Origin of the sequence: Vreelandella nanhaiensis, from assembly GCF_003990185.1 — a bacterium.
GTDB lineage: Bacteria > Pseudomonadota > Gammaproteobacteria > Pseudomonadales > Halomonadaceae > Vreelandella > Vreelandella nanhaiensis.
Window position 1 is genome coordinate 119,588 of record NZ_RZHF01000016.1, and the last position, 25,528, is coordinate 145,115.

The 25,528-nt window shown below is 53.9% G+C and carries 23 protein-coding genes; 6 read left to right on the forward strand and 17 right to left on the reverse strand.

All coding sequences use genetic code 11. The annotated features are described in order from the left end of the window. The first annotated feature begins 60 nt into the window (after window positions 1-60). A complete protein-coding gene (locus ELY38_RS12810; RefSeq protein WP_127062671.1) occupies window positions 61-1,191 on the forward strand; it encodes a L,D-transpeptidase family protein in 1,131 nt (376 codons plus the stop codon). A 100-nt stretch (window positions 1,192-1,291) separates the two neighbouring features. Here the strand turns inward: ELY38_RS12810 and ELY38_RS12815 are convergent, their stop codons facing one another. From ELY38_RS12815 to ELY38_RS12840, 6 genes are all read right to left on the reverse strand, one after another. After that, window positions 1,292-1,555, reverse strand: coding sequence for an Lpp/OprI family alanine-zipper lipoprotein (locus ELY38_RS12815; RefSeq protein ID WP_127062672.1), 264 nt, complete (start codon window positions 1,553-1,555; stop codon window positions 1,292-1,294). Window positions 1,556-1,764: 209 nt separating this feature from the next. After that, complete coding sequence (locus ELY38_RS12820) at window positions 1,765-2,394, reverse strand: L,D-transpeptidase family protein (RefSeq protein WP_127062673.1); 630 nt, start codon at window positions 2,392-2,394, stop codon at window positions 1,765-1,767. Window positions 2,395-2,542: 148 nt separating this feature from the next. After that, complete coding sequence (locus tag ELY38_RS12825; protein WP_127062674.1) at window positions 2,543-3,007, reverse strand: 2-hydroxyacyl-CoA dehydratase; 465 nt, start codon at window positions 3,005-3,007, stop codon at window positions 2,543-2,545. Window positions 3,008-3,116: 109 nt separating this feature from the next. Further along, complete coding sequence (locus ELY38_RS12830; RefSeq protein ID WP_127062675.1) at window positions 3,117-3,578, reverse strand: DUF6586 family protein; 462 nt, start codon at window positions 3,576-3,578, stop codon at window positions 3,117-3,119. Beyond that, on the reverse strand, window positions 3,575-6,202 hold the full coding sequence (gene topA, locus ELY38_RS12835) for a type I DNA topoisomerase (RefSeq protein ID WP_127062676.1): 2,628 nt from the start codon (window positions 6,200-6,202) through the stop codon (window positions 3,575-3,577). Before topA ends, ELY38_RS12830 begins: the two co-directional genes overlap by 4 nt. Window positions 6,203-6,520: 318 nt before the next feature. After that, complete coding sequence (locus tag ELY38_RS12840) at window positions 6,521-9,214, reverse strand: DUF3141 domain-containing protein (RefSeq protein WP_127062677.1); 2,694 nt, start codon at window positions 9,212-9,214, stop codon at window positions 6,521-6,523. A 249-nt stretch (window positions 9,215-9,463) separates the two neighbouring features. On the opposite strand from ELY38_RS12840, the gene ELY38_RS12845 reads away from it, so the two are divergent. Together ELY38_RS12845 and lipA are read left to right on the forward strand one after the other, a co-directional pair. Further along, window positions 9,464-10,447 (forward strand): LysR family transcriptional regulator, encoded by a 984-nt coding sequence (locus ELY38_RS12845; protein WP_127062678.1) that lies wholly within the window; start codon window positions 9,464-9,466, stop codon window positions 10,445-10,447. 158 nt (window positions 10,448-10,605) lie between these two features. Beyond that, window positions 10,606-11,661: a lipoyl synthase gene (gene lipA, locus ELY38_RS12850; RefSeq protein WP_127062679.1), complete on the forward strand. Its 1,056-nt coding sequence runs from the start codon at window positions 10,606-10,608 to the stop codon at window positions 11,659-11,661. Between the two features lie 83 nt (window positions 11,662-11,744). Here the strand turns inward: lipA and lipB are convergent, their stop codons facing one another. From lipB to ELY38_RS12905, 11 genes are all read right to left on the reverse strand, one after another. After that, window positions 11,745-12,404: a lipoyl(octanoyl) transferase LipB gene (lipB, locus tag ELY38_RS12855; RefSeq protein WP_127062680.1), complete on the reverse strand. Its 660-nt coding sequence runs from the start codon at window positions 12,402-12,404 to the stop codon at window positions 11,745-11,747. Beyond that, on the reverse strand, window positions 12,405-12,716 hold the full coding sequence (locus tag ELY38_RS12860) for an HP0495 family protein (RefSeq protein WP_127062681.1): 312 nt from the start codon (window positions 12,714-12,716) through the stop codon (window positions 12,405-12,407). Between the two features lie 56 nt (window positions 12,717-12,772). Then, the gene (locus ELY38_RS12865; RefSeq protein WP_127062864.1) at window positions 12,773-13,978 is read right to left on the reverse strand and encodes a D-alanyl-D-alanine carboxypeptidase family protein; all 1,206 of its coding nucleotides are present in this window, start codon (window positions 13,976-13,978) and stop codon (window positions 12,773-12,775) included. A gap of 56 nt (window positions 13,979-14,034) precedes the next feature. Next, window positions 14,035-15,033 (reverse strand): septal ring lytic transglycosylase RlpA family protein, encoded by a 999-nt coding sequence (locus ELY38_RS12870; RefSeq protein WP_127062682.1) that lies wholly within the window; start codon window positions 15,031-15,033, stop codon window positions 14,035-14,037. Then, window positions 15,030-16,055 (reverse strand): lytic murein transglycosylase B, encoded by a 1,026-nt coding sequence (mltB, locus tag ELY38_RS12875; RefSeq protein WP_127062683.1) that lies wholly within the window; start codon window positions 16,053-16,055, stop codon window positions 15,030-15,032. Before mltB ends, ELY38_RS12870 begins: the two co-directional genes overlap by 4 nt. A 43-nt stretch (window positions 16,056-16,098) precedes the next feature. Continuing rightward, window positions 16,099-17,259: a rod shape-determining protein RodA gene (gene rodA, locus ELY38_RS12880; RefSeq protein ID WP_127062684.1), complete on the reverse strand. Its 1,161-nt coding sequence runs from the start codon at window positions 17,257-17,259 to the stop codon at window positions 16,099-16,101. A 3-nt stretch (window positions 17,260-17,262) separates the two neighbouring features. Beyond that, window positions 17,263-19,170 (reverse strand): penicillin-binding protein 2, encoded by a 1,908-nt coding sequence (gene mrdA / locus ELY38_RS12885; RefSeq protein WP_127062685.1) that lies wholly within the window; start codon window positions 19,168-19,170, stop codon window positions 17,263-17,265. Between the two features lie 72 nt (window positions 19,171-19,242). Further along, window positions 19,243-19,710 carry a 23S rRNA (pseudouridine(1915)-N(3))-methyltransferase RlmH gene (rlmH, locus tag ELY38_RS12890; protein ID WP_127062686.1) on the reverse strand — a complete coding sequence of 156 codons (468 nt, stop codon included), beginning with the start codon at window positions 19,708-19,710 and terminating at the stop codon, window positions 19,243-19,245. After that, a complete protein-coding gene (rsfS, locus tag ELY38_RS12895; RefSeq protein ID WP_127062687.1) occupies window positions 19,707-20,093 on the reverse strand; it encodes a ribosome silencing factor in 387 nt (128 codons plus the stop codon). The genes rlmH and rsfS overlap by 4 nt, the downstream gene beginning before the upstream one ends. A gap of 78 nt (window positions 20,094-20,171) precedes the next feature. After that, window positions 20,172-20,843, reverse strand: a complete 672-nt coding sequence (gene nadD / locus ELY38_RS12900) for a nicotinate-nucleotide adenylyltransferase (protein ID WP_127062688.1) — start codon at window positions 20,841-20,843, stop codon at window positions 20,172-20,174. Then, window positions 20,840-22,147, reverse strand: a complete 1,308-nt coding sequence (locus tag ELY38_RS12905; protein ID WP_127062689.1) for a glutamate-5-semialdehyde dehydrogenase — start codon at window positions 22,145-22,147, stop codon at window positions 20,840-20,842. Before ELY38_RS12905 ends, nadD begins: the two co-directional genes overlap by 4 nt. A 179-nt stretch (window positions 22,148-22,326) precedes the next feature. On the opposite strand from ELY38_RS12905, the gene ELY38_RS12910 reads away from it, so the two are divergent. Genes ELY38_RS12910 through ELY38_RS12920 form a run of 3 tightly spaced genes read left to right on the forward strand, consistent with a single transcriptional unit; the run spans window position 22,327 to window position 25,526 of the window. Beyond that, the gene (locus ELY38_RS12910; protein WP_127062690.1) at window positions 22,327-23,175 is read left to right on the forward strand and encodes a hypothetical protein; all 849 of its coding nucleotides are present in this window, start codon (window positions 22,327-22,329) and stop codon (window positions 23,173-23,175) included. After that, window positions 23,172-24,101, forward strand: coding sequence for a diguanylate cyclase (locus ELY38_RS12915; RefSeq protein WP_127062691.1), 930 nt, complete (start codon window positions 23,172-23,174; stop codon window positions 24,099-24,101). Before ELY38_RS12910 ends, ELY38_RS12915 begins: the two co-directional genes overlap by 4 nt. Before the next feature lie 27 nt (window positions 24,102-24,128). Beyond that, window positions 24,129-25,526, forward strand: a complete 1,398-nt coding sequence (locus tag ELY38_RS12920) for a bifunctional DedA family/phosphatase PAP2 family protein (RefSeq protein WP_127062692.1) — start codon at window positions 24,129-24,131, stop codon at window positions 25,524-25,526. Window positions 25,527-25,528: the final 2 nt, after the last annotated feature.

Genomic DNA, 25,528 nt, shown 5'->3' on the forward strand with positions numbered 1-25,528 from the left:
AGCAACCTATGTTTGCCCGTTTACGCGTACTAGCAGTGCACTAACTTATTAGGAACGACCATGAATACTCGTCAAAAATTCAATCTTTGGGGACCTACTAGCCTAGCAGTTTTACTGGCAGCCTCCCTCACTAGCCCTGTATATGCGCAAGCAACACCCGAGCAAGCAGAAAACGCCTCAGCGATTGCCAGCGAAGCACTAGAAAGCGCAGCACAAGTCACCAATCAGGCTCAGCGCGAGCTTCCTCGCGGTCATTTCCAGTTGCCTGAACAGGGTGACATCATTGGTGAGTACTACACCGTTACGGTCGACAACCCTGAAGACACCCTGATCGACATCGCGCGTCGCCACAATATTGGCTATGAAGAAATACGCATGGCCAACCCGGATGTCAGCATATGGGTGCCCGGTGAAGGTACGGAAGTGGTTATTCCAGCCCAGTACATTTTACCGCCCGCCCCACGCGAAGGCATTGTGGTCAATCTTTCCGAACTTCGTTTGTATTACTATCCTGCTGACAAGCCCGGAATCGTCGAGACCTACCCAGTGAGTGTTGGCCGTGAAGAGTTCGCAACGCCGGTAGGTATCACGCGCACCACCATCAAGGTCAAAGACCCTGCATGGGCACCGCCTGCCTCCATGCGCCGAGAAGCGGCAGAGCGCGGCGACCCGGCACCCGCCGTAGTACCGCCCGGCCCAGACAACCCCCTGGGTGAACATGCGATACTTCTGGCCATGCCAAGCTACCTGATTCATGGCACCAACCGCCCTGACGGCGTAGGCATGCGTGTCAGCCGGGGCTGCATCCGCATGTATCCGGAAGATATCAAATCGCTGTACGAGCGCCTGCCCAGCGGCACCCAGGTCAATCTTATGGATGCGCCCTTCAAAGCAGGCTGGGCCGCAGACGGCACTTTATTTGTTCAGTCGTACCCGCAGCTTGAAGAGAACAAGGGTGACTTCGAGCCCCTGATTAACGCCATTGAACGCGTGGACGCGCTTATCGAAGATCAGGTAGAAGTCGATTACGAGCAGGTAAAACGCGCCGTGGAGTCGCCTGATGGGCGCTTTGTGGCACTGTATGGCCCGCAAGCGCCTGCGCCTGAAATTGAAGAAGAACCCGCCACACTTAACGGCCTTTTTGAGGAAGTTGAGCTCAGCCGGACTCAACCAGCAGAAGAAGACGCCTGAACAAGCGTTTAGCGTAACAACAAAAACCCCGCCGAAGCGGGGTTTTTTACATCTTCAGCAAACCGCCGGACAAAACTACTGCCCAGTGGTCCAAGCAGAATTACTTCTGCATGGAGCGCTGGAACTGACGGTTCATTTCTTCGCGACCTTGCTCAGACATTTGCAGGGCAGCTTGCGCATCGCGCTGAGCTTGGTTTGCAGTGTTCAGAGCTTGAGAAGCCATGCTGCGTGCTTCTGCGGCATCAGCCTGTGCAGATTCAGCAGTCATGCGAACTTCTTCCAGAGCGCCGGTAGAAGCACAGCCAGCCAGAATTGCCAGAGAAGCGGCAGCGGCGGTCATTTTCAGAGTAGTCTTCAGAGTCATAATGTTCTCCTTGAGTCTTCCTTGGATACAACGTTAATGGTATGACAAAGTCAGGCTAAGTGCTTAACTCGATTTTGTCTACCTGCGATACAGGTTCCATACACTGACTTGTGCATATGCACGCTAGTCAAACGCTGTTTTATAATAGACCACAGCGCTTGTCTATAGCCACTTGTACAAAACCTCGTACTTCCTTCAACAACATAAGACTAGCGGATAACAACGCGAGTGCCAACATCAACGAGCTCTGCAACTCGCTCAATTTGTTCATTTGTCACTGCCACGCACCCTTGAGTCCAGTGGTAGCGACCATGAATGTCAGGATCTGCGCTTCCGATGCCATGAATTCCAATTGCCCCACCCAACGCGGTATCTTGCGGTGGATGACCATAACGACGGTAGTAATCGAAGTAGGCTTCGTAATCGTCTTGCGAGTAGATGCCTCTCGCTAACGCCATTCTTGCATGAATCGGCGTAGGATAATCGATACCAAGGAATATATGCCACCGACTTTCGTAATTAAATCGATTAATCCGAAATTCGCCTAGCGGTGTTACGTTGTCACCCCTGACTCGCTGAGTCTTGGCACCCGACCGGCCCAATGAAATGGGCCCGTAGTGCTCAATCAGCGTATCGCCACGATATATGCTTAGCGTTGACTGGCTGTCATCAATCATCAGCCATAACTCACTGCTATAACGGGGAATATGCGCCCGCGATAACAGCGTTTCCACCAGGTCCGCAGGTTCGGTGTTAAGCGACACATTTGATGCAGCAGCGCTAGCCACAGCTGGCCAGCCTAGGGCTAGCGCTAAAAAACGGCGGCGGTTTAATGGCATTAATCAGCCTCTCAAAACAGGCCAGCTAGCCGCTGACCAACTAAGCATTTCCGGGGGCTTTTATACCCTATAACCACCACGCCTGTCAGCGATACAACACAACTTTTTACGACAAAATCATGTCAATCAAACGCCGTTCAACGCAGCACTAGATATCTTCAAACTCTTGCATGCTGGTAACCAGCTTGCGCGCTTGGGCCTCATGCCCTTCTGCTAGAGAATTAAAAAATGTGGCCTCAGGCTCAATTCTCGACCGCAAGGCACGATGCTCATAGAACTTCTGTAACCTTGTATGCGTTTCAACCGCAGCTTGGGTGATCTCATTCACCGATCCCTCAACTGATTTCTCGGCCATTTGATCAAGCTCAGGCGGCTCGGGGAAATCGCTGGACTCGTCAAACCACGTTTCCAGCACTTCCTTATGATCAGTGCCATCGTGGAACAGCCCATTAAGGCCTTTCTGCATCTGAAGTTCCTGGCTTGCCAGGTAGGTTAGCGCCATTTGCAGGCGCTCGTTATCCGTCTTGTCTGCCGCTTCGCTGTACTGCTGGGCCATTCGCCTGTGAAAGCCTTCTGCCCATTCAATGAGATCCTTGACCTTGTTATAACGCATCCTTGTCTCCTCTCTGCTTTACCAATTACCAAGTAGGGCCATTATGAAAATAATGCAAACCTTTGATGTTGGAAGTTCAGGGTAGTTCATTTGAACCGTTGAGGGGGCGCTACCACTCCAGACTGGTTTCCCTAAGCGATGCTATCTCGCGCTTGGCGGCCTCAAGGCAAGCCAGCAGCTGTGCAGCCGGATCTGCTTGACTGCCCACAGCAATCATTACCGGATTGGCAGGCGTGCGTCTCGCGGCTCCCTCGCTACTGTGCAGCTGCCCAAGCTTGTTAACCAACCAGCCAAGCCAGCTTTCTGGCTCATGCATCACGTCGCGCAGGCGCTGTAATTCAGCCAACTGAGGCCCATCATTTGCCAATAGCTCACGCCAGGCGTGGCTTTCAAGCCTTGCATGCTCAGTCACTTCGCGTAACAGCGAGACCAAGGCCAGCTCGAAGAGCGCCAGGGCGCTCTCTTCGAGCGCCATTTGGCGAGCCAGTGCATGTTCATCCTCACCGACCGGCATGTTCAACAAGAGTTCAGCTTGATAAAGCAGCTGGTTAGTGCGTGAACGCGGGCTCATTTACGCTTATCCTCCACGTGCCATCTGCCAGCCTCATAGGTGGCCTTCCAGCCGGTAGCCTTGCCCTCTTCATCGGTCATCACGTACTGTTCTTTATTCTTACGCGAGTAACGAACCTGTGCAGGTCGGCCATCGGGGTCTTCACTGGGTGCTTCAAGAATAAAATGGTACTTCTCAGGCAGCTCAGCGGCATGAGCCTTGAGTTCCTTCACCAGCGGCGGGCGCGTTTCGCGATTCTTGGGGAATTTACTTGCTGCCAGAAACAGCCCACTTGCGCCGTCGCGCAATACGTAATGGTCATCCACCTTCTGGCAGGCAAGCTCCGGCATGGAGATCGGATCCATTTTCGGCGGCGCCACCTCGCCGCTTTTCAACAATTTACGTGTGTTCTTACACTCGCTGTTGGTACACCCAAAATATTTACCAAACCGCCCCGACTTGAGCTGCATTTCCGAGCCGCATTTATCGCATTCGATAACCGGGCCGTCGTAACCCTTGATCTTGAACTTGCCCTGCTCGATTTCATAACCATCGCAATCAGGACTATTACCGCAGATATGTAGTTTGCGGGTTTCATCAATCAAGTAGTTATCCATCGCTGTACCACACTTGGCACAGCGGCGCTTGGCGCGCAGCGCATTGGTTTCTGCCTCTTCACCGGCATCCGCTGCCACGGCTTCTTCGCCGGGAATCAGGTCAATGGTTGTCTTGCAACGCTCCTTTGGCGGCAGGTTATAACCACTGCAACCCAAGAATACTCCCGTGGAGGCGGTTCGAATCTGCATCTTTCGCCCACAGGAGGGGCAATCAATATCAGTGGGAACCGGCTGATTGGGGCGCATGCCGTCTTCACTTTCCGCCTTGGCAAGCTCATCGCGAAACTCACTATAGAAAGCATCCAGCAACGCCTGCCAGTTACGCTCGCCCTCGGCTACTTCATCCAGACTATCTTCCATGCGCGCGGTGAAGGAGAAGTCCATTAAATCCGGGAACGACTCTTTCAATCGTTCGGTGACGATATCGCCCAGCTTCTCAGCGTAGAAGCGACGGTTTTCCAGCTTCACATAGCCCCGATCTTGGATCGTGGAGATGATCGAAGCGTAAGTGGAGGGTCGACCAATTCCCTGTTTTTCAAGCTCCTTGACCAGGCTTGCCTCAGTATAACGCGCTGGGGGCTTGGTAAAGTGCTGCTGGGGGTCTAACGCTTCCAGCGTCATACGTGTGCCTTTGGGCAAGTCCGGCAGGCTTTGATCTTCATTTTTACCGCTGGGCTTCATTACGCGGGTATAGCCGTCAAACTTCAGCACACGCCCTTTTGCCCGCAAGTCGTAGCCATCCACTTCGACACTCAACGTGCTCGACAGATACTCTGCCGGGGTCATCTGGCAGGCCACGAACTGGCGCCAGATCAATTCATACAGCCGCTCGGCATCACGTTCCATACCGGCCAGATCGGACGCCTTACGTTCAACGCTTGAGGGGCGGATGGCTTCGTGGGCCTCCTGAGCACTCTCTTTGCTGCTATAGCGATTAGGCGCCTCCGGCAGATAGCGTTCGCCGTACTCATTACCAATAAACTCCCGAACGCTTCCCACGGCATCCTTGGAGAGATTGGTCGAATCGGTACGCATATAGGTAATGTAGCCAGCCTCATATAGGCGCTGGGCCATAGTCATGGTCTTCTTGACCGAAAAGCCCAGGCGGCCGCTGGCCGCTTGCTGCAGGGTCGAGGTAATAAAAGGCGCCGTCGGCTTGGAGCTGGTGGGCTTATCTTCTCGTGAAGTGATCGAAAGCGGAGCTTTGCGCAACGCTTCAATACTTGCCATGGTTTCTTTTTCAGACGTGGGCCGATACGCCTTGCCATCATGCCTAGCTAGTGCAAAACGCACCAGCTCACCCTCTGGCGATACCAGGTCTGCATGCACATCCCAGAACTCTTCAGGAATAAAGGCCCGGATATCCCGCTCGCGCTCAACGATAAGACGCACGGCCACGGATTGGACACGCCCGGCGGAAAGCCCGCGGGCAATCTTGGCCCACAGCAGCGGTGAAAGCATGAAGCCCACCACACGGTCCAGAAACCGACGTGCCTGCTGGGCTTCAACACGGGGAATATTCAGCGCGCCAGGCGCTTTAAACGCGTCCTGAATGGCATTTTTGGTGATTTCGTTAAACACCACGCGCTTGTAGCGGCTATCGTCGCCGCCAATAGTCTCGCGAAGGTGCCAGGCGATGGCTTCCCCCTCGCGGTCCAAATCCGTTGCCAGATAAACAGCATCGGCCTTTTCAGCGAGTTTCTTTAACTCGGCCACCACCTTCTCTTTGCCGGGCAGCACTTCATAGTGCGCTTCCCAGCCATTATTCGGGTCAATACCCATACGCCGAATCAGCTGATCCTGGCTCTTGCGCTTTTTGTACTCTGCCTTCTCTTCCGCCGACATTTTACGTGTTGCCGCGGCTTGGCGAGCGCGCTCCTTGGGGTCGGAAGCTGCCTTGCCCGAGCCGCTGGTCGGCAGGTCACGAATATGACCCACGCTCGACTTTACGATGAAATCGTTGCCGAGATATTTATTAATCGTCTTCGCTTTAGCTGGCGACTCGACGATGACCAGTGACTTGCCCATAGTGCTCCACTTATCTATTGCTTAGGCCAATCAGCCCGCGCCTGAAAACAGTACCGCATGATTTGAAGGAAAAATGGCTGCAGAAGAACCGGCTCTGTGTAGCCACCCCACACAAACATACGGATGAAAAAATGCGCCTACCCTACCCCAGCCCTTGACTAAGCGCCAGTAGCAACCGAACGGTAGAGAACAAACCTGACTTTTTTATACATGGTAGCTAGACACTAGACCGACGCTTGCAGATCAGCAACCCGCCATTATCCTAGAAACAAAACGCCCCTGCGTATCAGCAGAGGCGTAGATAAGCTAAAAACCTGTTTAGCGCTTGCGCGGCGTTTTGAGGTGGGCGATATCAGCTGCGGGCTTTGCAGACTCAGCAGGCTTTTTATCAGCAGCCTTAGGAGCGGGCTTTGCATGCATATCCGGCTCTTTCTTTTCAACCCGTTTCTCAGTCGGCCCTTGCTTAACAATGGCCTTGGTCACTACCGGATTATCTACCGTGGTACTTGCTGCTGCTTTTTCTCCCGCCTCCGCTTTTTTAGCTTTTGGCTTGCTATCAGCCTTAATCGACGACGCTTTAGAGGCTGTCTTGGAAGACGCCGCTTTAGCTGATGCTGGTTTGGCTGTAGCTGACTTATCTGTAGCTGACTTGGTTAGTGCAGACTTAGTAGCGGCGGGCTTAGTTGCTTTAGATTTAGTTGCTCCTGACTTGGCTGTTGAAGGTTCAGATGCTGTAGATTTATCCGTTACAGACTTGGCAGGGCGCGCCTTGTCAAACAACGCTTTTATTTGCGTAAAACGCTCTGAAGCATGCTCTGAGAGTTCACCACTTGCCGCAAATACATGTTCAAGGTTTTTAATATGCGCATCTATGTCGCTGCTACTTTGCCCAGATAGTAGCTCAGGCAGCGTATTCAGGGCCTGCTCGCGATCAAGTTTCAAGATGGAGAACTGCTCGCGCACCAGCCGTTTGAAATCACACAGTTTGATGCCCGACTCCAGTTCCGCTCTTGACGCACGCAGCCGCTTGAAGTTGCGCTCGTCAGTTGCTGGCGCGCCGCCCAGCACATAAATTAACGAGCGCATGATAGCTTCCTGCGGCCCGCCTTGAGCAATCTGCTCGCGCAGCTCATTCTGGCGATGCGCCAAAAAGCGGCGATGTTCAGGCTCGGCGCCTGGGCGCCTGCGGTGCACATGTGCATCGCCATAAAGCCCTACCGCCGCTTGCAGTAAGGGTTGGCCATAGATATCCATGAACAACCGTTCTGTGATGCTATCGCGCAAATCGCGCATAGCATTCAAGGAGGCGACAATATTATCAGAACCCATGGTTTCAAGTGCTTTGAAGAGGTTGTCTGAACCCACTTCATGACGGTTTTTACGCACAGCTTCGGCCATTACCGGCAACGGTACTGATAACGGATTACGATCCGAAAGCAGTTTATAGCCCAAGCGAATAGGGTGCATTCGGCGGATAAAGCGTGCGGCTTCCGGAGTCATGACCGCCTGCAGCCAGGGTTGCACATAGATCCGGTACAACCCTAGATTGATTTCTGAAAGACGAGCAACCGTGGCAAAGCGCCGATCATCATCGACATTGTGATGCACTTCCTGGTCCAGCTCTTCGAAATTGCGCGGGGCAAATTCCAACAGATAATCACGTTCATAAAGCGCGGCATCACTGCTGTCCGATGCCTGCGTTACCGTTGTTTCATAAAGCCCCGGCGGCAGCACATCGATGTAGTCCATGTTAGCGGTAAATTCAGAATGTTCTTTACGCGATACACTGCCGGATACGAAGATGCCTAAATGGCCAGTGGTGTCGTGCAGGCAGTAAACAATGGTTTGATCGTTGGCTATTATGTCGTCGGTATCTTCGTAAAGATCGCGAATCCAGCCCAATGCCTGAGGAGGCGGCGTAATATCATCGCCACGCGAGCAGAACACGACAACAGGTGAACGCACATTACGCAGATCAATACGCCGTCCGTCGCGGGTTACCAACTGCGCGGTAGACAGCCGGTTACCTACAAAAAGGTTATCCACAATGTACTGGATCTCTTCGCCACCCAGCACCACGTGGCCGCCCCACCAACGCTCAAAGTCGAGATAACGTCGGCTTTCGGTATCAACATTGGCGTAAAGGTGATATTGCTTTTTCCAGTAGGTATTGGCCGGATTCAGGCGCTCAAAGTTCTGTACCAGCCAGGCACCATCGAACAATCCGTTACCTATATCACTGGTGAACGCCGTTACCCAGCTACCGCCGGTCATGCCACCGGTATAGCGCATGGGCGCTTTGCCATGCTCGCCTGCCCAGTAAGAGAGTGGCGCGCCGGCAATTAGAATAGGGCCAAACACATCCGGCTCAAGCGCAGCGGCCATCATCAACTGCCAACCCGCCTGACAGTTACCCACCACCATGGGTTTTTCACTGGTTTGAGGATGAAGCTCGATCACATGGCGTAAAAAAGCGATTTCAGCTTCGACGACATCCTCAACGGTTTGCCCCGGTTCAGGATAAGGCAAGAAACCGATAAAATAGCAAGGGTGGCCAGCCTTCAAGGCTACGCCTAGCTCACTGTCAGGCTTGAAACCACCAATTCCTGGGCCGTGGCCAGCCCGAGGATCAACCACAACAAAGGGGCGCTTTTTAGGGTCAATCACCGTACCTTGCGGCGGCAAAACACGGAGCAACTCATAGTTGGTTGGCTGAGGCAACGTACGGCCATCCACCAATACTTCCGTTTCAAACCCCAGCACATTGGGTTTGGTTTGTTCCATATGCTCCAGGTATTGATTGCCGCGCTCACGCATTACATCCCAATAAAGCACGCTGCGCTCAACGCTATCGCGCCAGTAATCGGTCGCGGCACGTCCAATTCCAAAAGGATCCATCAATGAGGTCAAGATGTCACTACCAGGCAGTAACGCTGCGGCGTCATTCGGCTTTCCCGACCAGACCTTTAGCATCGGGTTAGCGGCGAGCAGTGGATTGGCAAGAAAATTCATAGGGTCTCCCTAGAAGGAATGCGTTGGCGATCAACCCAAAAGCCATAATGCTGCGATGCAATATAGTCTAGGCCACTCCTTGGCTAACGTCGATGATTAGCGCTATCGATTTTATGCCGCTTGCGTAACTCACCGTTGCATCAGGCAAACATGGTTAAACAGTGATAGCATTTTCATTTGACGCTAGCGGTATATAACGCCGCCCGTGCCATTCGCCGCCTGAGGCCGATACTTCAGAGGTTGTCATGTATGTCATCCCCTACGCTGCTTAACCGCTTGACGTTTCGCCAGCTACAAGTGTTTCAAGCGGTACATTACCAACGCTCTTACTCCCGCGCGGCCGAACAGCTAGGATTAACGCAGCCTGCCGTCAGTGCACAGATCCGTCAGCTTGAACAGGCGCTGGGGCAACCGCTTTTCAAATATGCAGGCAAAACCCTGCATGTGCTGCCCGCAGCCGACACGCTAGCGCTATCTACTCGGGAAATTTTCGGTCAGCTTTCACGGCTGCAAATGAATTTGTCCGACATTAACGGCAAGATAACAGGAGAGCTGCACCTGGCAGCTGTTTCATCCGCGCAGTACATTGTCCCGTATATACTGGCGCGCTTTCGCGCTCGTTATCCGGATATTCACGTACGTCTCAAGGTTTGCAACCGTAGTCAGGCGCTTGAACGCCTGGCGGAACAGCAAGATGACCTGGTGATCATGGCCATGGTGCCTGAAGATGAACACCTGACGGTCATGCCGATTATTGATAACGAGCTGATAGCCGTGGTATGGCCGGAGCACCCCTTGCTAGAGACGCCGTCCCCAGGCCTTGCGGACTTTGCGCGCCACTATGTACTGATGCGCGAACCCGGCTCCGGCGTACGCAATGCATTTGAGCAGCTGGCGGCTTTTCAAAAAGTGGCACTTTTACATCGCATTGAGCTAGGTACTAATGAGGCGATCAAGCAGGGTGTGATGGCACATTTAGGTGTAGCGGTGCTTCCTCGCCTGGCGGTACGCCTTGAGCTTGAACAGAGGTTATTATTTGAACTGGCGCTACCTGATTTTCCCATACGCCGTTCCTGGTGCACAGTTTACCGTCGAGAGCGCTTTCCTACCCCGGTGGCTGAACTTTTTTTGCGCTTTGTTCGTGAGCACCTGCCGGAGTACCAGCAACATTTCAAGGCACCTTTAAGCCCGCTGCCGAGCCATGGCGTGGCCTGCCTGCCGATAGCGCCATAGCAAAACCCGACAGTGTCTTGTTAATCACCAGATATGTTACATTACACCTACTACCTACGTATTAATTAGCAACGTATTATTCGGCATGACTTGAGGGGCAAGCGCTTACCTGTTAGTGATAAGCCCTGCCTGCCGCACAGTAGAGAGGCTCTATTCCCATGAGCAACACCCCCTCGCAGCGTGTTCCCAGCGGTCAGAAGTTTCGCAACGAACATGGCATGACGGTAATCAAGGATGGCATGAAGGTGCGCAATGTGCAGACCGAAGTCCCATCTCTTGAACGCAAGCCCAAATGGCTACGCGCCCAAATTCCCGGTGGCGAACGCTTTGAAGCAGTCAAACGCAACGTTGCCACCCATCGCCTAAGCACCGTGTGTGCAGAATCGCATTGCCCCAATATGGGCGAATGCTGGAGCAATGGCACCGCGACCATTATGTTAATGGGTTCTGTATGCACCCGAGCTTGCCGGTTTTGCGCGGTAGATACGGGCAACCCCAAGGGTTGGCTGGATCATGAAGAACCTGAAAATACCGCCAAGTCAGTAGAGCTGATGGGGCTTCGCTATATCGTTTTAACCTCCGTGGACCGTGATGATCTTGAGGATGGTGGCGCAACGCACTACGCCAGCTGCATCCGTGCTATCAAGGCGCGCACACCTGAGGTAGTTGTTGAAGCACTGACGCCAGACTTTGATGGCGAGCCTGCTGCCATTGAGCGCGTCGTGGACTCAGGCCTTGAAGTGTTTGCCCAAAACGTTGAAACCGTTGAGCGCCTCACCAGTCGTGTGCGTGACCCGCGGGCGGGTTATCGCAAGACCCTGGATGTCCTGGCCTATGCCAAGAAGCACCGTCCAGATGTGATCACCAAAACCAGCATCATGCTGGGCCTTGGCGAGACTGACGAAGAAATTCTGCAGACGTTTGATGATCTTCGCGAGATCGGTGTGGATATCGTGACATTAGGCCAATACTTGCGCCCCACGAAAAATCACCTGCCTGTTGAGCGCTGGGTGAGCCCTGAGGAATTTGATCGTTATCGTGAAATAGGCCTTGAGAAAGGCTTTATGGAAGTGCCGTCAGGTCCGCTTGTTCGCTCAAGCTATCGTGCTGACCGGGTATTCGAGAAGAACAATTTAGGCCTTGCTTCTCCAGCCAAGGTACCTGGACAAGAAGAGCCTGACCCGAACATTATTCCCGCCTTGAACGTTGGCTAAGCTCTACTTACGGCTGACAAGAAAACGCCGCCGCAATGTTAAGCACTGCGGCGGCGTTTTCTTATTAATTATCATGCGATTGGCTAATCCGCCGCATCCATGGTTACCAGCTCTCGATTCAACTGCGATGCTAGTGCCGATGCCAGCTGACAGCCCACCTGATGCTCGCGGGGCAATGTCACCAGGTCCGCCAGCCGGGTAACCGCCATACCGGCATAGCCGCATGGGTTGATGCGCTGAAACGCAGACAGATCACCATCCACGTTAAGCGCTACGCCATGATAACTTGCTCCGCGGCGGATACGCAGGCCCAGCGAGGCAATCTTGGCCTCCCCCATCAGGCTTTTAACGTAGACCCCCGGTGCATCCGGACGTGCATGCGCCTCAATGTCATAACCGGCTAATAGCGCAATCACCGCATTCTCAAGCGCGGAAACCAGGTCTCGCACACCTATCTTACTGCGCCTTACATCCAGCAGCAGGTACAGTACGACCTGCCCTGGTCCATGGTAAGTCACCTGGCCGCCGCGGTCGGTCTGTACCACGGGTATATCGCCAGGCATCAATAAATGCTCAGGCTTACCCGCCTGGCCCTGAGTGAAGACCGGGTCGTGCTCAACCAACCAAAATTGATCCGGCGTCTGGCTATCCCGCGTATCCGTCAGCGCTCGCATATCCTCCCAAACGGGCAGGTAAGGCTTACGCCCCAGGCAGTGCAGTTCAATAGGTGCTATGGCGCTCATCTAGACCACCATGTGTACACGGCCGGTTGCCTTCAGTTCATCAAACAATTGGCTTATCTGCTGTTCGCCGGTAGCGCGGATGGTAATACGCACCGACTGAAAACGACCGGTACGGCTATCGACCACCTGAAGCGTTGACTCATCAAAATCCGGCGCATGCCGCACCACGATCTGACATACGCAGGCAGGAAAATCTTCGGCGGCATCCCCGACCACTTTTAAGGAGTAATCACAGGGGAAGGTGATTTTGGGCGCTTCTGGCGCCACCGGCTCGCGCAGGTCGCGAAACCCTTTTGGGGTACCCTTTTTCATCTTTGACCCTCTGCTTAACATAAAATTTGGCCCGGGCGACGCCCGGGCCGGACAGATCAATCGGTAAAGTTGGCAATCAGTCCGCTGAAGAAACGCTGAACCTGATCAAAGAGGCGCTTGAACAAGCCACCCTCTTCAACGTTCTCTAAGGCGACCAATTGACGCTCCCCAACCATTTCCTCACCCAAATACACTTCCAGTGTTCCTACATCATCGCCAATAGCGATGGGCGCCTGTAAATCTGAATGCAGATTAAGACGCGCGCGCAGCTCTTCATTACGGTTGCGCGGTAATGTCATGTAGACTTCTTCGTTCACGCCCACACGCAGCTCATTGCTGTCACCGCCCCATACGCGCGGGGTGGCAAGTACGGCACCACGCTCGTAAAGCTTCATGGTTTCATAAAAGCGAAAGCCATAGCTCAAGAGCTTCTGAGTTTCCTGAGCCCGCGCCTCTTCTGAGTTAGTGCCCATGACTACAGAAATAAGCCGCATACCGTCGCGCTCGGCAGAAGATACAAGGCAATAGCCTGCAGCGTCTGTCCAGCCAGTTTTTAGGCCGTCAACGGAAGGGTCACGCCACAACAGGCGGTTACGGTTAGGTTGGTCGATTCCTCCATAAGAGAAATGACGCTGCGAGTAGATGGCATAATGCTCAGGGTAATCATTAATAATATGGCGCGAAAGTAGTGCCATATCACGAGCCGTCGAGTAGTGATTCTCGCCTGGAAGACCTGTTGCATTCTCAAAATGCGTATTTTCCATTCCCAAACGTGCCGCATGCTGGTTCATTAGATCAGCAAAAGGGGCTTCTCCACCTGCCAGATGCTCAGCCATGGCTACACTTGCGTCATTGCCTGACACAATAATAATACCGTGCAGCAGGTCATCTACGCGGACTTGGTTGCCCACTTCAATAAACATTTTCGAGCCACCGGTCCGCCAGGCGGTTTCACTGATATTAACCAGGTCCTCAAGCTGAATGGTGTCTCGATCAAGCTCACGCTCCACTAAGTAAGCGGTCATCAGTTTAGTTAGACTTGCCGGTGCCAAACGTTCATCCGAATTGTGCTCGGCCAAGATGCGTCCGCTGTTGGCGTCCATCAATATCCAGGAGCTGGCAGCAAGCTGAGGAGCAGCTGGAATAATCGTCTGCGGCTGGGGCTGAGGTATTTCTTGAGCCGCAGCCGGCAGCGCAAGCGCCGTTATGGCTGCAAACAGGCAGAATTGGGCAGATCGGCGAATCGACATAAATACATTCATCACTAACATCTCGCTTACAAAAATCGGCGCCAGGCACCAAGAGTATAAAAAGTGAATTATCTCACGATAAAGGCTTGAGGGAAGCCTGCTTGGCGGAGTTCTTCACGCGCTCGCGTTTCTTGAGCAGGCCCAACCGGCCCCACCTGAACACGATGCACGTTCGCATCGCTCATCACACGCACCCCATGGGGTAATTCGTTTTCCAAACGCTGTTGAAGCTGCTGCGCCCCCTCAGCGCTACCCAAGGCGGCAATCTGTAGATAAATGGGCCCTTCCGCCTCATTGCCAGAGGGCGTAGCAGACGATGAAGCTGGCTGTACAGGCGCTGCCTGAGGCGCAGGTACGCTGCGGGGCTGTTCACCGGCCGCAGCCGCCGCTGGCGTACTAGCAGCGACAGGTGCTGCTTCTGCTGGTGCTCTGCCGCGCTCGGCCAACCAGAGCGCCGGATCAACCACTTCGACCTTCACATGCCCGGTGCCATTATCCAATATTCCTAAACGTGCAGCGGCGGCATAGGAAAGATCAATCTCTCTATCGCTATGAAAAGGCCCTCGATCATTAACCCGCACAATCACGGATTGGCCGTTATCCAGACTGGTAACACGGGCAAACGTAGGCAGCGGTAACGAACGATGGGCTGCTGACATTTTGTACATGTCATAGATCTCACCGTTAGAAGTTGCATAGCCGTGGAATTTCTCGCCGTACCAGGAAGCGGTGCCCTGTTTGGCATAGCCTGAGGCATCAGGCATTACATGGTACGTTTTGCCCCATACTTCATAGGTAGGGCGATTGCCCGCCCGAGAGAGCGGCTCAATACGCGGCTCGGCATCAGGCACGCTAGATACGTCCGGCGGCTCAACGGGATACGCATCGCCATTCATGGCATAGCGGCCGCCACTGGTACCTGCACCGCTACTGGTGGTGGATGCAGTAGGCTTGGTCTGAGAAGGAGCATCCGCCTGCTGGGCTTCACGGCTAGCGCACCCACTGATCAAGGCCATAAGGACAATGGCACTGCCTACCCGCCATGTCACTGTTTGCAACATCTTCATCCCTGCTCCTCGACCTGGCTTTGGATGGCCTCGGCTAGCTCCGTTACCGCCATGGCATATAGGTGGCTATGGTTATAGCGCGTAATGACATAAAAATTATTCTCGCCCAACCGGTAACGCATGTGCTCCTCATCCACTTCCAGCGCTAGAGGCACAACGGGCAATTCATCGGCAAGCGGCTGCTCAGGCTCAATACCAGCGGCTTTCACATCAGCAATAGTGATACTGGGTGCCGACGTTTGATTAAATGCCAAAGCTTCGGGAAGTACGTCAGGCCCGGTTGCTTCGTGATAAATGGCACCATCGCGCTGCCAGCCATGTTCGGCGAAATAGTTAGCTACGCTACCAATGGCATCGACTGGGTTTTCCCACAGATCACGAAATCCATCGTCATCAAAATCAACAGCATAAGCCTGGTAGCTGGTTGGAATAAACTGCGGGTAGCCCATGGCACCTGCATAGGAACCATAAAGCGCTACAGGATCAACTTCCTGCTCATAGGCAATCTTTAAGAATGCTGCCAGCTCGCCTTTGAAAAAGTTGCCGCGGCTGGGATGATAAAAGGCCAGCGTTGCCAAGGAATCCAACACGCGGTGCTGCCCCTTATGGCGGCCATAGTAGGTCTCTACGCCAATAATGGCGGTAATGACATTCCCCGGCACACCATAAACATCCTCTGCGCGGGCCAAGGTATCTGCATAGGTTTCCATAAAAGCAGCACCTTCTTCGATGCGCTGCTGGTTTAGAAATATGTTGCGATACTCAAACCAGCGTAGACGGCGCTCCGCCGCTCCTTCCATGGCATCAAGCACGCCTTGGGAATAAGTGGCCTCAGCAAAAGTATTCTGCAGCCATTTCTCTGGCACACCTTGCGCGGCCAGCTCATCTATCAACTGCTGAACGCGCTCATTCTCCTGAAGGTCTATTGGCGAATGCTCTACCTCGGCTAGAACAGCGGGGGCTGAACACACCAGTAGCGCGGCGATAAAGTAACCGCCAGCTTTATTTCGGACCCTGTTCATCAACTCACCACTCCTTTGAAAACGCGTCGTATTTATCGAGGCATCAACGTGGCAACAGCCGACGATGGGCATGGATGGACATGAGAATACCGAACCCAGCCAACAAGGTCACGCTAGAGGTGCCGCCGTAACTGACCAGCGGTAGCGGCACCCCCACCACGGGCAGAATGCCACTGACCATTCCCACGTTCACAAATACGTAAATAAAGAAGGTCAGGATAATACTGCCTGCAAAAAGTCGTCCAAATGTATCCTGTGAAGAGGCGGCAAGCCATATCCCTCGCCCGACAATCATCAGGTACAGCGCCAGCAACACCAGCATGCCAACAAGCCCAAACTCCTCGCCTAGTACCGCGATGATAAAGTCGGTATGCCGTTCAGGCAGAAATTCCAGCTGCGACTGGGTACCTTCAAGCCAGCCCTTACCCCAGAGCCCGCCGCTACCAATCGCCGTTGTCGATTGAATAATGTTCCATCCGGAACCCAGCGGGTCGCTTTCAGGGTCGAGAAAAGTTAGCACCCGCTGGCGCTGATAATTATGCATATTCATCCACAGTAACGGTACGCATGCGGATAATAGCGCTATGACAAACGCAATAAGATGCCACGACAGCCCCGCCAGCAGCACCACAATAACAGCGGCACTTGCTACCAGTAATGAAGTGCCCAGATCAGGCTGAATGGCCGTCAGCACGACCGGCAGGCCGATAATAATCGCGCATATCACAATGTCTTTTATCCGCGGCGGGAGCTGGCACCGATTCAAATAGGCGGCCACCATCAATGGCACCGCCAGCTTCATCATTTCAGAGGGCTGAAAACGGATAACGCCGGGAATTTCCAGCCAACGCTTGGCCCCCATGCCAATATCGCCGACAATCTCCACCGCCAACAGCATGGCAACGCCGACCCCATAGGCGAATGGCGCCCAGCGCAGGAAAGTGGTAGGTGAAAGCTGAGCTAGAAATACCATAACCACTATGGCAAAACCAAAGCGCATAGCTTGGGCGATCACAGACTCGATTCGCTGACCAGAAGCGCTGTAGAGAACCAGCAGACCACCTGCCATTAGCACTACAAGGAACCCCAATAGCCACGGGTCCAGATGGATACGCTCCCAAATACTCTTGCGCCGTGCGATACCACTATCAGGTGGGCGAACAGGATGGCGGCGCAAGGGACGCGTCAGGGTCTGCCAGGCCATAAATCAGTCGCCCTCCACGTTGGCGGTATCTACTTCGAGAACTTCTTTAATATCGTCAGCGTTTGGAGCTTCATCTTTCAAAAGCCACGCATCGGTCATCGCGCGCGCCAGATGGGCCGCGTGAGTACTGCCCCCGCCTGCGTTTTCAACAATCACCGAAACAGCAATCTGTGGATCTTCAATCGGCGCAAAGGCCATGAACAGCGCATGATCCCGCAAGCGCTCTTCAAGCTCATCAGCGTTATAACGCTGGTCCTGGCCAAGTGAAAACACCTGGGCAGTGCCTGACTTGCCGCCCATGCGGTACTCAAGCCCAACCCCGGTTCGCCGGGCAGTGCCTTCGCTGCCACTAATCACTTTTTCCATGCCGCTGAACACCCGATCCCACCAGGCATCATTCTCAATGTGAATATCGTCCAGGGTGTTGGGCAAATCATGGGGGACCGGTTCATCACCAATTTCCAGCGCCAGACGCGGTTTTACCCAATGACCGCGATTGGCCAGCGCCGCCGTGGCGCTGGCCAACTGCAGCGGGGTCACCTGCCAATACCCCTGCCCGATACCCACAGACAGAGTTTCTCCAGGGTACCAGGGCTGGTTGAAACGCTCCCGCTTCCACTCTCGCGAGGGCATTAAGCCACTGCTTTCGCCCTGCACATCGTGAGCAACCCGCTGGCCAAAACCAAAACCGCTCATCCGCTCGTGGAGCTTATCGATACCTAGGTCGTGGGCCAGGGTGTAGTAATAGGTATTGTTGGACACAGCCAGCGAGCGCTCCAGATCCACCCGCCCGTGCCCCCAACGCAGCCAATTACGATAACGACGCGAGTCATTGGGCAACTGATAGTAGCCGGGGTCATTGATTGTACTATCTGGCGTGATAACGCCTTCAGCAAGCCCCGCCAGCGCCAGAAAGGGCTTGATTGTCGAGCCGGGTGGATAGTGTCCGCGAATGGAGCGGTTGAACAGCGGTAAATCCAGGTCTTCCTGCAGGGCGCGGTAAGAGGCAACGTCAATACCGGTGACGAATTGATTGCTATCGAATCCGGGCGTTGACACCATGGCCAGGATTTCACCAGTGGCTGGCACGATCGCCACAATCGAGCCGCGTCGGCCGTCCATCAGCTCATACGCTAGCGTTTGCAGCGACTTATCGATGGTGAGTACCAGGTTCTCACCCGGTACAGGGTCTGTTCGCCCCAGCTCCCTTAATACGCGTCCGCGGGCATTGGTTTCTACCTTACGAAGCCCAGCCTGACCGTGCAATTCTTCCTCATAAAATCGCTCGACACCTGTTTTGCCGATAAAATGCGTGCCTGCATAGCGCCCTGCATCCAACGTTTGCAGCTCTTCAGCATTGATTCGCCCCACGTAACCCAGCGTATGAGCCATCACTTCGGCATCTGGGTAGTAACGCAGAAGCTGTGCTTCGACCTCAACACCCGGCAGGCGATGACGATTCACCGCTAGGCGCGCGATTTGCTCCTCGCTAAGATCACTCATCAAAAGCGCTGGTTGGAAAGGACGCTGACGCTGGCGAGAGCGCACATTAAACGCCTCGATATCCTCCTCGGGAAGTTCCAGAAGCTCGACCAGTAACGCTAATGTATCCTCAAGATTATCAACACGCTCACGTACCAGCGTCAGGTTATAGGTGGGGCGATTTTCAGCGAGCAGCACGCCATTTCGGTCATAGATCAGGCCACGGTTAGGGGGCAACGGCTCGACCCGCACACGGTTTTTTTCCGAGCGTGTCGTATAGATCTCATGCTGAACGATTTGAAGATAAGCCAGACGCCCTACCAGGAGACTGGTAAGGGCAATAACCACTAAAACGGCAAGTAGCGCCCTGACACGGAAAATATGCAGCTCTTGCTCGGAATTTTTTAGCGTGTCACGGCGCTGAGACATGGCAACAGAGAACTCTTAAATCAATCGATTGACGTTATAGAAACCAACATATATTACCGTCTATATACCTCATTAACGGTGATAGGGATGGCCAACCAGTAACGTCCAGGCACGATAAAGCTGCTCAGCAAGCATAATGCGAACTAACGGGTGTGGCAGTGTCAGCGGAGATAGTGACCAAGCTTTATCAGCCATTGCCGATAACGCAGGTTCAAGCCCATCAGGGCCACCGACCAGCAGTACGATATCGCGACCGTTCATCCGCCAGGCGTCAGCTTCCTGAGCCAACTGTTCGGTAGTCCAGGGCTTACCCTTTACCTCAAGCGCTACAATGTATTCATCGCCGCGAAGTTTATCGCGAATGCGCTGTGCCTCCTGGGCACGCGCTTTCACGATATCCGCGTTCTTGCCTCGCTGACCAAGCGGGATTTCTTCTATTTCTAGGCTGAAATCCCGAGGGAGCCGTTTACGGTAGGTTTCAATGCCCTCTTCAACCCATGCCGGCATTTTAGTACCTACCGCTAACAGCCGGATCCTCATGACATGCGAGCTCGCTCTTCAAAGTGCTCAAACGACGCATCAGGCTTAAAACCGTCGCTGGGCAGATCCGACCAAAGGCGTTCCAAGTCGTAAAGAGTACGGGCTTCGGGCAGCATGATATGGACAACGATATCGCCCAGATCCACCAGTACCCAATCGGCATTATCACCGCCTTCAACACCACGCGGCTGCAGGCCTGCTGCCTTGGCTTTTTCCACTAGGTTTTGCGCCAGTGCGGCAACATGGCGGGTAGAGGTGCCGCTGGCAATCAGCATAAGGTCGGTGACCTCGGTCAAGCTGGAAACGTCCAGTTGGGAGATATCGCGTGCTTTAAGTTCTTCTAACGCATCAAGCGCTAGGCTTTTCAGTGTATCGATGTGCATGACTCCTGAAGACAACCCCATGTGGTAATCGGCTGATAAAGTCGGCCATTGTAACGGCTTCTATCGTGACTGCCAGCGCTATTCGTCATGTTGGAAAAAGTGTTGATAAAAACCTTTTTCATGTATGGCTTCTTCAACCGCTTCCGGAAGCAAATAACGCACGCTTTTACCCTCACCAAGCCGCTCACGAATATAGGTCGCTGAAATCGCCATCATGGAGGGTAACGACAGCATCAACACTCCCCCTTTTGGGCGTTGCATCAACGAATCCGCACCTTCGACTTCAGATGAGCCAACCAGTTCCTTTAATTCTTCAGGCCAAGGCGTTTGATAGCCAGGGCGCGCCATGACTACTAGATGGGCCAAAGACAGCAAATCGCCTGCCCGGTGCCATTGAGGAAGACGCAAAAAAGCATCAAACCCAATAATCATCACCAAACGAGCCTGTTCACCATACTCGGCGCGCAGTTCGGCAAGCGTATCAATACTATAGGAGGGCCCCTCGCGGCGAAGCTCGCGACAATCGGCATAAAGCCCGGGAGTCTCGCCAATACCCATTTTCAAAAGTGCCAAGCGCTGCTCGGCGGACACCTGAGGCACGCCGCGCAAGGGTGGCTGGGGCGCTGGTATCATATGCAGCCGGTCAAGTTCCAGTGCTTCACGTACCTCCAGCGCACTACGTAAATGACCGTGGTGGATGGGGTCGAATGTCCCCCCCAGCATGCCGACTTTTATTGCCTGAGAAGTCATTGCCGAACCTGGCCGTCTCCAAATACGATGTACTTGCGCGTGGTCAGGCCTTCCAGACCAACCGGCCCTCGTGCATGCAGCTTGTCCGTCGAAATTCCGATTTCCGCACCCAGGCCGTATTCAAAGCCGTCGGCAAACCGCGTGGAGGCATTAACAATGACTGAGCTCGAGTCCACCTCAGCCATGAAGCGGCGCGCCAGCGAGTAGTCCTGGGTCACGATGGCATCCGTATGGTGAGAACCATACTGTTCGATATGGGCGATCGCTTCAGCCACCCCATCAACGATCTTGATGGCCAGAACAGGAGCAAGGTATTCGGCGTACCAATCTTCCTCTGAGGCGGCAAGCGCTTGAGGCAGCAAGGTACGGGTGCGCTCGCAACCACGCAGCTCAACCTTATGTTCAGCGTAGGCGCGGGCCAGCTCGGGTAAAATCAGATCCGCAACCGGTGCATCCACCAGCAGGGTTTCCATGGTATTGCAGGTACCGTAACGGTGCGTCTTGGCATTTACCGCAATGGCCAACGCCTTGGCCGGGTCTGCAGTGGTATCTATGTAAACATGGCAGACGCCATCCAAGTGTTTGATAACCGGAACTTTCGCCTCCCGAGAAATGCGCTCGATCAGCGACTTCCCGCCCCGTGGAATAATCACATCCACATACTCGGGCATGCTGATCATGGCACCTACTGCAGCGCGGTCAGTGGTCGCAACAACTTGAACGGCACTTGCCGGTAGGCCTGCCTCTATTAGCCCCTGGGTAATGCACTCACTGATAACCGCATTGGATGCGCTTGCCTCAGACCCTCCTCGTAAAATGCAGGCATTGCCTGATTTCAAGCACAAACTGGCCGCTTCCAATGTTACGTTGGGGCGCGACTCGTAAATGATACCAACCACGCCTAGTGGCACACGCATCCTACCCACCTGGATACCGCTTGGCCGATAGCTCATATCATCAATCTCGCCAACCGGGTCCGGTAGTGCCGCCACCTGGCGAAGCCCTTCAATCATCGCATCAATTCGTGCGTCACTAAGCGCCAAGCGGTCCAGCAGCGCGCTATCCAGCCCGGCTTCCTTACCGCGCTGCAAATCTTCTGCATTGGCATTCAAAATACGCTCGCGGGCGGCGGCAAGCTCGCCCGCCATTGCGTCAAGAGCACGGTTTTTGACACCGGTTTCAGCGCGACGCAACGCACTAGCTGCCAAACGTGCCGCCTTACCCAGCGTCTGCATGTACGCCGGGACATCGCCGGCGGTAAGTTGCTGCTGGGCCTTATCGTTAAACGGTGCTAAAACGCTCATGCTGTCTCCCTATTATCGTCGCGCTAGCGGTATCGCTTGGCAATGGTGTTTCATGGTTAACAATATATTACGCTACTTAGACGTTATAATGAGTACTCTGAGTTCCGAATCTCAGTCATCCGTCTAGCGCATGTACCGATCGGATAAATAAAGTTATTAAGGGTGAATAGTAAGCCACCATGCAAAGCAAATACAAAATCCGCCTGCTGAAAGCCAACTTATTCGCTGCTTCTGGCGTACTCGCCGCTTGGTCATTATCAGCTCCCCCGCTTGCGGCACTGATGCTGTGGCTATCGCTTAGCTGGCTTTGCATTACCGCGTTACTGCTGGATTTCAGCCACCGTCATTCCTACGGCTTGCCTTGGCAAGTGGTGCCCGGTGTACTTCTGCTGGGCATGATTGCTGTCGCACCAGAAAGACACAGCTTGCTGATATGGGCTTGGGCCGCTGTTTTCATGCTTCCTCAGGCGAGGTGGGCGTTTATATTCAACGCCACTGCGGCCACACTTAGCTGGGTGCTTTTAGCGCCAATGCTGAACCTTCCCGAGTGGGGCCTGATGCTTTTCCTATTGGCCATACTTGGCGTCTTGGCCCTAGCCAAGGCACGCCAGCTTGTGGATATGAATGGTGCTATTCGTCAGCGCTCACGCTTGATCCCGGGAGTAAATCTCTGGGCGGGTGAGCAGCTACTGCGTGATTTACCACGCGAGCAAACCCGATCAGAGCGCGAGGCTATTCATGCCGAACTGTTTATCTTGCAGGTCAAGCGCCACCAGCTCTGGTCAACAGCAAAAAAGCTCTGCGAGCTTACCTACAGTTTTGAAAATGCTTACCGCCTGAATAATACAACGCTGGTAACACTTATGTTGTCACGTTCGGCTCAGGAGGCGGCGATTCGACGCCAGCAGTTACAGGCAGCCTTTTCTGATAACGTCTTCAGCCACCATCTCCCTCTTATTGATATAGAACCCTCCGCTGTTACGCTGGAGCAGCTTGGCAAACTTCCCAAAGCACGGAGTCTGACATGACCAGACACCTTTTTCCCAAGCGATTAATGACACTGGCCTATAGCGCCAGCTTAATGCTGATGATGGGTTACGCTTTATGGCTTTATGGGATGGGTAACTATCAAAGCTTGTCGATTCCGGCATTTCTGACTCTGCTATTGCTAGCAGCCTTACTGCTACATTTGGGGCAAACTACGAAGGGATATATTGCCCAGGTATTACTCTTGGTGGGCACTTGTCTGGCCGTCCTGAATGCGATTTGCAATTATCCATATGCATCAACTATGTGGCTTGGCTTGCCCATGGCAAGTGTTTTTTTACTCTTGCCTCTCTGGACTGCACTGGTACTTGCCAGCCTGATCGGGCCATTGGTGTGGTTTGCCCTTTCCCACCCACCGCAGCCTGTTTCTTTCTTGTTTGGCTATATGGCACTTCTTTTGCTATTGGCCTTGCCCCGCTGGGAACATGCCCGCCGCAGGGCTTTGTTGCATGCAACAGACCCCAATGACTCCGACTGCGATGCCTACAATATCGATACCCTAAAGGAACGCTTGCATAATGAGTATCAGCGGGCTGCCATGCTGAATAGGCGCCTAGCCGTGCTAGTGATTCATTTACCGCAGCTTGATATGGCAGAAGAGCAGTTTGGATCCCGGGCGAAAATAGCATTGCTCAACACCTTATGCAGCGAAGTTAACGCCCGGTGTCGCGATCATGATGTGCTGGGGCGTGCTGGCGAGGCTACCTTTTGGCTGGTATTACCTGATACCAGCGAGAGCGGTGCGCTGTTAGTGCGTGAACGGTTACACTACGCGCTTTCGCAATGCGTATTGATTGAAACTGGCCAGCTTGAAGCAAGGATTGCCGCCTGTTTGCCTCGTAAAGAGAGCTTTGAGCGCTATGTGCACCGCCTGAACGCCCGTGCCGATGCACTGGCAAACGGGTGATGACCAAATGCTTTTTAGGAGTTTTTTGTGTCTCTAGCCGATACCCTCTATCAGCTCTCGCTCTCCCCTGTGATGTTACTCCTGGTGGTTTTACTGATCTCCCTCGCGGAATCATTAGCCTTGGTTGGGCTACTGGTACCAGGCGTTGTGCTGATTACAGCCGCAGCATCGTTAGCGGGCCATCAATCTGTCGATTTGCTCTGGGTAATGCTCGCCGCCTTTGTAGGGGCTATCCTGGGTGACGGCATTAGCTTCAGGCTGGGTTATCACCACCGAGAACATATTACCCAACGCTGGCCACTTTCTGCTCACCCGGAGTGGCTAGGTCGGGGGGCACGATTTTTTGAACGTTATGGCCTGTATTCCGTATTTATTGGGCGTTTTGTGGGTCCGGTTCGGCCGGTCATTCCTCTGGTTGCGGGCATGATGCGTATGTCACCCCGCAGTTTTTTATGGGCTAACGTCGGCTCGGCAGTGCTATGGGCACCGGCATATGTACTGCCAGGCTATCTTCTGGGGCGCACGTGGCAGGATCATCTCGACTTGCCGCCCGGTATCAAGACCGCTCTGTTAATCATGGCAGCCATTATCATCACACTAGCGGTCGTGTTTTCCTGGGGACGCGCGCAAGTGGGTCGCCATGGGCGCGTATACCTAGCGATTGCCCGGCTAGCCCGGCGAGTGCCGTTAATGCGCCGTCCCTGGCTTGCCATGAGTCAGTCGGGCGAAGTACCGATCGCATCGCTGCTTCTGTTTATTGTGGCCTTGACAAGCTTATCTGGCTGGACACTGCTCGTTATTCACCACGACGGCCCCTTGTTGATTGATGTCTACGTACAGCGTCTATTTATATGGATTGAAAACGATATTTTCATTTCGCTGGGCCTTGTGTTCGCCAAGATAGGCGACAAGATGGGCATTGCGGCGCTTTTATTGCCTTGGGCAGTATGGATGATTAGTCGCAAGAGATTCGATGCTTTAGCGCATTGGGGCGCGGCGGTGGGTGGTATTGCGCTCCTGAATACTTATGGGAAAGCGTATTTCGGCCGCGCGCGGCCTGACACACCTGATTATTTGACAGGCTCGCTCTCCTACCCAAGCGCCCACACCTCAACATCCGTTGTTGTGCTTGGGCTAGTGGCGGCTTTCATCGCCTCTGAACTTTCACGCAAGCAGCGGGCATGGGTTTACTGGGCCGCTATTATGCTGGCCGTTCCCATGGCACTTTCCCGCCTAGTCATCGGCGTACACTGGTTTAGCGATCTGGTGGGTGGTGCACTTCTTGGCTTGGTGCTGTGCGCGCTGGTTCGCTTAAGCTGGCAACGCTACCCACGCAAGCCGCTAAGGCCATGCCCATGGCAGCTTTTGGGCCTTGCCTCGCTTGTGTTGATCAGTGCTAGGGTCTTGTTTTTTCCGCCGGTGTGAAG

Excerpts from the sequence above, each read along its gene's own strand:
- ELY38_RS12810 (WP_127062671.1), top strand. The coding sequence starts at position 61 with ATGAATACTCGTCAAAAATTCAATCTTTGGGGACCTACTAGCCTAGCA.
- ELY38_RS12815 (WP_127062672.1), bottom strand. The coding sequence starts at position 1,555 with ATGACTCTGAAGACTACTCTGAAAATGACCGCCGCTGCCGCTTCTCTG.
- ELY38_RS12820 (WP_127062673.1), bottom strand. The coding sequence starts at position 2,394 with ATGCCATTAAACCGCCGCCGTTTTTTAGCGCTAGCCCTAGGCTGGCCA.
- ELY38_RS12825 (WP_127062674.1), bottom strand. The coding sequence starts at position 3,007 with ATGCGTTATAACAAGGTCAAGGATCTCATTGAATGGGCAGAAGGCTTT.
- ELY38_RS12830 (WP_127062675.1), bottom strand. The coding sequence starts at position 3,578 with ATGAGCCCGCGTTCACGCACTAACCAGCTGCTTTATCAAGCTGAACTC.
- topA (WP_127062676.1), bottom strand. The coding sequence starts at position 6,202 with ATGGGCAAGTCACTGGTCATCGTCGAGTCGCCAGCTAAAGCGAAGACG.
- ELY38_RS12840 (WP_127062677.1), bottom strand. The coding sequence starts at position 9,214 with ATGAATTTTCTTGCCAATCCACTGCTCGCCGCTAACCCGATGCTAAAG.
- ELY38_RS12845 (WP_127062678.1), top strand. The coding sequence starts at position 9,464 with ATGTCATCCCCTACGCTGCTTAACCGCTTGACGTTTCGCCAGCTACAA.
- lipA (WP_127062679.1), top strand. The coding sequence starts at position 10,606 with ATGAGCAACACCCCCTCGCAGCGTGTTCCCAGCGGTCAGAAGTTTCGC.
- lipB (WP_127062680.1), bottom strand. The coding sequence starts at position 12,404 with ATGAGCGCCATAGCACCTATTGAACTGCACTGCCTGGGGCGTAAGCCT.
- ELY38_RS12860 (WP_127062681.1), bottom strand. The coding sequence starts at position 12,716 with ATGAAAAAGGGTACCCCAAAAGGGTTTCGCGACCTGCGCGAGCCGGTG.
- ELY38_RS12865 (WP_127062864.1), bottom strand. The coding sequence starts at position 13,978 with ATGAATGTATTTATGTCGATTCGCCGATCTGCCCAATTCTGCCTGTTT.
- ELY38_RS12870 (WP_127062682.1), bottom strand. The coding sequence starts at position 15,033 with ATGAAGATGTTGCAAACAGTGACATGGCGGGTAGGCAGTGCCATTGTC.
- mltB (WP_127062683.1), bottom strand. The coding sequence starts at position 16,055 with ATGAACAGGGTCCGAAATAAAGCTGGCGGTTACTTTATCGCCGCGCTA.
- rodA (WP_127062684.1), bottom strand. The coding sequence starts at position 17,259 with ATGGCCTGGCAGACCCTGACGCGTCCCTTGCGCCGCCATCCTGTTCGC.
- mrdA (WP_127062685.1), bottom strand. The coding sequence starts at position 19,170 with ATGTCTCAGCGCCGTGACACGCTAAAAAATTCCGAGCAAGAGCTGCAT.
- rlmH (WP_127062686.1), bottom strand. The coding sequence starts at position 19,710 with ATGAGGATCCGGCTGTTAGCGGTAGGTACTAAAATGCCGGCATGGGTT.
- rsfS (WP_127062687.1), bottom strand. The coding sequence starts at position 20,093 with ATGCACATCGATACACTGAAAAGCCTAGCGCTTGATGCGTTAGAAGAA.
- nadD (WP_127062688.1), bottom strand. The coding sequence starts at position 20,843 with ATGACTTCTCAGGCAATAAAAGTCGGCATGCTGGGGGGGACATTCGAC.
- ELY38_RS12905 (WP_127062689.1), bottom strand. The coding sequence starts at position 22,147 with ATGAGCGTTTTAGCACCGTTTAACGATAAGGCCCAGCAGCAACTTACC.
- ELY38_RS12910 (WP_127062690.1), top strand. The coding sequence starts at position 22,327 with ATGCAAAGCAAATACAAAATCCGCCTGCTGAAAGCCAACTTATTCGCT.
- ELY38_RS12915 (WP_127062691.1), top strand. The coding sequence starts at position 23,172 with ATGACCAGACACCTTTTTCCCAAGCGATTAATGACACTGGCCTATAGC.